Origin of the sequence: Streptococcus sp. 544 (genome assembly GCF_013277385.1) — a bacterium.
Taxonomy (GTDB): Bacteria; Bacillota; Bacilli; order Lactobacillales; family Streptococcaceae; genus Streptococcus; species Streptococcus mitis_BA.
Genome location: NZ_VMMU01000002.1, coordinates 15,095 through 21,092, shown reverse-complemented (window position 1 = coordinate 21,092; position 5,998 = coordinate 15,095). Strand labels below are relative to the sequence as shown.

General features: G+C 40.5%; 6 protein-coding genes and 2 pseudogenes. 1 reads left to right on the top strand and 7 read right to left on the bottom strand.

Annotation, left to right across the window (positions count from 1 at the left end):
- Window positions 1–157: 157 nt before the first annotated feature.
- From HT728_RS01155 to HT728_RS01130, 6 genes and pseudogenes are all read right to left on the bottom strand, one after another.
- The gene (locus HT728_RS01155; protein ID WP_173233326.1) at window positions 158–553 is read right to left on the bottom strand and encodes a YtxH domain-containing protein; all 396 of its coding nucleotides are present in this window, start codon (window positions 551–553) and stop codon (window positions 158–160) included.
- Window positions 526–952: pseudogene (locus HT728_RS01150) on the bottom strand (DUF948 domain-containing protein). Before HT728_RS01150 ends, HT728_RS01155 begins: the two are co-directional and overlap by 28 nt.
- Window positions 953–1,741, bottom strand: a complete 789-nt coding sequence (gene lgt / locus HT728_RS01145; RefSeq protein WP_173233322.1) for a prolipoprotein diacylglyceryl transferase — start codon at window positions 1,739–1,741, stop codon at window positions 953–955.
- Window positions 1,734–2,669 carry an HPr(Ser) kinase/phosphatase gene (gene hprK / locus HT728_RS01140; RefSeq protein WP_173233320.1) on the bottom strand — a complete coding sequence of 312 codons (936 nt, stop codon included), beginning with the start codon at window positions 2,667–2,669 and terminating at the stop codon, window positions 1,734–1,736. Before hprK ends, lgt begins: the two co-directional genes overlap by 8 nt.
- Before the next feature lie 307 nt (window positions 2,670–2,976).
- On the bottom strand, window positions 2,977–3,153 hold the full coding sequence (gene rpsU, locus HT728_RS01135; protein ID WP_000048054.1) for a 30S ribosomal protein S21: 177 nt from the start codon (window positions 3,151–3,153) through the stop codon (window positions 2,977–2,979).
- Between the two features lie 138 nt (window positions 3,154–3,291).
- Window positions 3,292–3,999: a glucosamine-6-phosphate deaminase gene (locus HT728_RS01130; RefSeq protein ID WP_173233318.1), complete on the bottom strand. Its 708-nt coding sequence runs from the start codon at window positions 3,997–3,999 to the stop codon at window positions 3,292–3,294.
- A 154-nt stretch (window positions 4,000–4,153) separates the two neighbouring features.
- Between HT728_RS01130 and queA the strand changes: the two genes are divergently transcribed.
- Window positions 4,154–5,182, top strand: a complete 1,029-nt coding sequence (queA, locus tag HT728_RS01125; protein WP_173233423.1) for a tRNA preQ1(34) S-adenosylmethionine ribosyltransferase-isomerase QueA — start codon at window positions 4,154–4,156, stop codon at window positions 5,180–5,182.
- Window positions 5,183–5,714: 532 nt separating this feature from the next.
- Here the strand turns inward: queA and HT728_RS01120 are convergent.
- Window positions 5,715–5,998, bottom strand: a pseudogene (locus tag HT728_RS01120) (N-acetylmuramoyl-L-alanine amidase family protein); the annotation flags it as partial.

Here is a 5,998-nt window from a genome sequence, read left to right as displayed (position 1 = left end):
CATCACAGCCATCACAGCTCAATTATACCAGTTTTACTATATTTACACAAATATAAAACGATTTATTCTATCAAATAAAGTTAAAAATTTTTATTTATAAAATATCAACATATTATATCATTCCGAACAAAAAGAGAGGTTTCCCTCTCTGTCAAATCTAGATTTTTTCGTCTCTAATATCAATCACAATCTCTTCTGAGTCATCAAGAGTTTCGGCCTTTTCTTGCCATTGCTCTTTGAGATTATTGAATCGATCTTTTGATACTTCTGTCGCTTGACGAGCACATGATTTTGCTTGAGCAAGTACACTGTCCACAGTGATTTCACCTGACTCGACCTGTTCTTTGGTTTTCAGAACGAAATCTGTAGCCTGCTCCTTGACTTCTGTCAGTTTTTCACAGACCTGCTCCTTGGCATACTCAGGATCTTCTCTCAAATCATCCAGAAAATCTTGAGCCTGACTGCAAACTTGTTTGCCCTTGTCACTTGTTAAAAACAAGGCAAGAGCTGCACCTGAAACGGTTCCTAAAAGGATTGAGGATAATTTACCCATAAGGATTCTCCTTTTTTATTTTTTGAAAAATTTACTTGCAAGACGAAGAGCTGACAAACTTGCCCCAGTCTTGAGTGTTTTTGAACCAGCTGATGAAGCTTTCTTACTCAAGACACGCGCATGGTCATTGAGGTCTGAAACGGATAGAGATAAATCTGCAACAGCACTAAAGAGTGGATCAATCGTTGCCACCTTGACATTGATATCATCTGCCAAGACATTAACCTTAGACAGCAATTCATTGGTATGATGCAAGGTCACATCCACATCTGAAGTCAAGGTTTTAATCGTCTTTTCTGTTTCATCAATCACACGTCCAAGCTTTTGTACAGTAATGATTAGATAGACTAAAAAGACAATCAAAGCTAGGGCTACAAGAATATATGCGACTTCTAACATTTAGTTTTCCTCCTCTGTAACATAGTAAGGGGCCTTCTTTCGATTTTGATAAAGAATGATAAAAATACCGAGACCGATAAGGACAACTGATAGCCATTGAGACACTCGAAGTCCAAAGAACATGAGACTATCTGTCCGCATACCTTCGATGACCATACGACCGAAGCCATACCAAATCAAGTAAAAGGCCGTGATATGACCTCGTCTGAGACTCTTCCATTTTCGTCTGAATATCAAAATCAAGGCAAATCCAAGTAGATTCCATAGAGACTCATAAAGGAAGGTCGGTTGACGGTAGCTCCCCTCAATATACATCTGATCACGGATAAAGGCAGGTAGATAATCCAAATTATCCACTGCTGCACCATAAGCTTCTTGGTTAAAGAAATTGCCCCAGCGACCCAAACTTTGGGCAATCATAACGCTAGGCGCTGCAATATCTAGAAAATCCCAAGTATTGATGAGTTTACGATCAGCAAAGATATAAAGTACAATAGCCCCTGTAATCAAACCACCATAAATGGCCAAACCACCATTCCAAATGGCAAAAATCTCTCCCAAATTCTGACTATAGTAATCAAAACGGAAAATGACATAGTAGAGACGAGCTCCTAAAATAGCCAAGGGAAAGGCTATCAAGATAAAATCTAAAATATCGTCTGGTATGATCTTCTTTCTAGGCGCTTCTTTCATGGTCAAATAAACCGCAAGAATCAAACCTGTCACAATACACAAGGCATACCAACGAATGGCTAGAGGACCTAGATGAATAGCAATTGGATCAAGCATTAGGCACCTCGTTTTGAGCAATGAGATTTGTCAAGCGTTCTTCGAACAAACGGGTCGCATCAAAGCCCATTTCCTTGGCACGATAATTCATAGCAGCTGCCTCAATCACGACAGAGATATTACGACCTGTTTTAACTGGGATGCGGATACGAGGAATAGCAACGCCAGAAATTTCTAGTTCCTCTGGATTGTTACCAAGACGATCAAAGGTCTTATGTGTATCGTAATTTTCCAAGTAAACAGCCAGCTGGACTTGTGAAGAATCCTTGACGGCACTGGCACCGTAGAGACTCATAACATCGATAATCCCGACCCCACGAATTTCAATCAGGTGTCTCAAGATTTCAGCCGGTTCACCCCAAAGGGTAATCTCATCCTTGGCAAAGATATCGACACGGTCATCTGCCACCAAGCGGTGGCCACGTTTGACAAGCTCTAAACCTGTCTCACTCTTACCAATTCCACTATCGCCTTGAATCAAGACACCCATCCCATAGATATCCATCAAGACACCGTGCACACTGGTACGTTCTGCCAAACGAGAATCCAGATAACTAGATAATTCTCCAGACAAACGACTAGTAGCCGTACGGCTGGTTAAAATGGCAATCTTACATTCTCTGGCTGCCTTTAACATCTCCTCTGGAACCACCAAACCACGGGCAACAATGACCGCCGGTGTCTCAGGTAGAAACATTTTTTTCAAAACTTCATAACGGCTGTTGGAAGGCATGCTAATCAGATAAGACCACTCCTTCATCCCCAAGAGCTGAATCCGCTCTGGCGTGTAGTAGTCAAAGTAGCCTGTCATTTCAAGACCAGGTCGCGTAATATCCGCTGTATTGATTTCCTTTTCAAGCAATTCTGGTTCGCCATAGACAATGTCTAGTCTAAGCTTTTCAATCACTTCTTTTACTAAAACCGACATCATTTCCTCCTTCAATCGAGTTCTTTTTACTATTATATCAAATTGTAAGAGGATATTTGAGATTTTTGCAGGATTTGGAGTATTTATTTATACTCAATGAAAATCAAAGAGCAAACTAGGAAACTAGCCGTAGGCTGCTCAAAACACTGNNCTGACGAAGTCAGCTCAAAGCACTGCTTTGAGGTTGTGGATAGAACTGACGAAGTCAGTCACATACATACGGCAAGGCGACGTTGACGTGGTTTGAAGAGATTTTCGAAGAGTATTAAAAGAAAAAGGACTAGATTTCTCTAGCCTTTCATTTCAATTAGAATTTTTTACGTTTACGAGCTGCTTCTGATTTACGTTTACGTTTTACAGAAGGTTTTTCATAGAATTCACGTTTGCGTGTTTCTTGAAGAGTACCAGCTTTAGTAACCGCACGTTTGAAACGACGAAGTGCGTCGTCAAGAGATTCATTCTTACGTACTACTGTTTTAGACATTTTTTTCACTCCCTTCAAGTTCAATATCTATTTTATTCTACACGTAAAAGGAATAATTGTCAAGCAAAAATGCGGTTTAATTTTGATTTTTTCTTCCATTTATACAAGAGTTGAAAGCGTTCAATAGAACATTGCTTTTTATTTTTCAAGTAAGCTAAGCGTTTCAGCATCCGCAATAATAGTCACATCAGGGTGATTTTGTAAGCTACTTGCTGGTAGAGACTCAGTAACTGGGCCAGACACTGTTCCGGCAATGGCTTCTGCTTTCGACTCACCGTAAGCAAAAAGAATAATAGACTTGGCATCCAAAATGTTTTTAATCCCCATTGAAATAGCTTGGGTTGGGACGTCTTCAATCTTGTCAAAAAAGCGAGCATTGGCTTCAATAGTAGACTGGTCCAGTTCGACCAGATGCGTTTGACTGTCAAATGGAGTACCAGGCTCATTAAAGCCGATATGTCCATTGCGACCGATTCCCAAGATTTGGAGATCAACTGGATGGTCAGCCAAAATTTGGTTGTAGCGTTCAACTTCAGCTTCAGCATGATCCTTAACCCCACGAGGCAAGAAACTTTCTTTAAATGGTTTTTGGTTGAACAAGTTTTCTTTCATGAAGTAACGATAAGACTGTGGATTATCTCCATCAAGACCTACATACTCATCAAGGTTGACACTGGTTAGATTTGAAAAATCAAGGTCACTCTCAACAATTTCCTTGTAAAATTCAAGTGGGCTACTTCCTGTCGCAAGTCCTAGTGTTTGAGCTCCATTGGCCAATTTTTCCTTCAAAATCTCAAAAGCAACTTTTCCACCTTGAACTTGGTTTTCAACTTTAATAACTTTCATCTTTTCATCCTCCATTTCTGTCTATATTTATTATATGGTATAGACCAATTTTTGTCAAGTGAAAACGATTTAATTTCTAAAAAAAGAGCGTCCAAACTTGAAACATGTTATAATGGATAAGATTAGAACTTAGAAAGAAAGAATGAACAGATATATGAATACAGCTGATTTTGATTTCCACTTACCTGAGGAATTGATTGCCCAAACGCCCCTTGAAAAACGAGATGCCTCTAAACTCCTCATCGTCAACCGTGAGACAGGAGAAATGCAGGATAAACACTTCCACTCTATTATTGATATGCTGGAACCTGGCGATGCCCTTGTCATGAACGACACCCGCGTTCTCCCTGCCCGCCTCTATGGTCAAAAGGAAGAAACTGGAGGTCATGTGGAACTTCTCCTGCTCAAAAATACTGCCGGAGATGAGTGGGAGGTTCTGGCTAAACCTGCCAAACGCCTCAAGGTTGGTACACGTGTCAGCTTTGGTGATGGTCGTCTCAGCGCTGTCGTTACGGAAGAATTGACCCACGGGGGCCGCATTGTCCGCTTTGAATACCAAGGAATTTTCCTAGAAGTTTTGGAAAGTCTGGGAGAAATGCCATTACCACCTTATATCCATGAAAAACTGGATGACCGTGAACGCTATCAAACCGTTTACGCCAAGGAAAGTGGCTCTGCTGCAGCACCTACTGCTGGTCTTCACTTCACCAAAGAACTGCTGGCAGAAATCCAAGCTAAGGGTGTTCATCTAGTCTATCTGACTCTTCATGTCGGACTCGGAACCTTTAGACCCGTTTCAGTTGACAATCTGAACGAACACGAAATGCACTCAGAATTCTACCAACTTTCTGAGGAAGCTGCTGCCACCCTTCGCTCTGTTAAGGAAAATGGAGGCCGTGTCATCGCTGTCGGAACCACTTCTATCCGCACCTTGGAGACTATTGGTTCCAAGTTTGATGGGCAAATCCAAGCAGATTCTGGCTGGACCAATATCTTTATCAAGCCTGGCTATGAATGGAAGGTCGTGGATGCTTTTTCAACCAACTTCCACCTGCCAAAATCAACTCTCGTCATGTTGGTTTCTGCCTTTGCTGGCCGCGAATTAGTCTTAGATGCCTACCACCATGCCATTCAAGAACACTACCGCTTCTTTAGTTTTGGCGATGCCATGTTTATTTATTGAAAAAGAATTTCTCTAAATCTTCTAATACCAATAAATCACTAAGATATTATATCTACAATAGATTGCGTTGACTCTCCAAATTGATTCATCTATATTTTATTTCAGCTTCCTATATTTTCTTCGCTGTTTGTAAATCAAAATGCAAGACACATGAGTAGCACCATATTTGTTACTCTTACCTGTCCTCTCAAGAGACTGTTATGAGTTGTTTCAGAATCATTCACTACTTTGACCCTGACTCTCCTTAGTCTCAAAATCAAAGACTTATACTCTTCGAACCGCGTCAACTTCATCCACAACCTCAAAACAGNNTACAACCTCAAAGCAGTGCGTTGAGCAACCTGCGGCTAGTTTGCTCTTTGATTTTCATTGAGTATTAAACAAAAAGTGAACAAACCTGAATTCTAATGTACAGAAGACTAGGCTTGTTCACTTTTTTATAGTCGCTATAAGATGAGTTTAGCTATAGCTTTTTATACATAATTATATATTCAGACATACTATTATCAATTGTGTCGTAGGGAGGAATCTATTAACGCACCCATTCACCATTATCATTGACTCTATAGCCATCTATACTTGTATTGACCGCTAGCTCACCCGATGCATTTACATAATACCATTTACCACCAACTTGAAACCATTGATTGGCTTTCATAGAACCGTTGTTGTTGAGGTAGTACCATGAACCATTATGTTGTAGCCAACCTGTCTCCATGGAACCATTGTCGTTTAGATAGTACCATGAACCATCAACTTGCTCCCAACCTGTTGCCATGGAACCGTTAGAGTTTAGATAGTACCATGAACCATTCA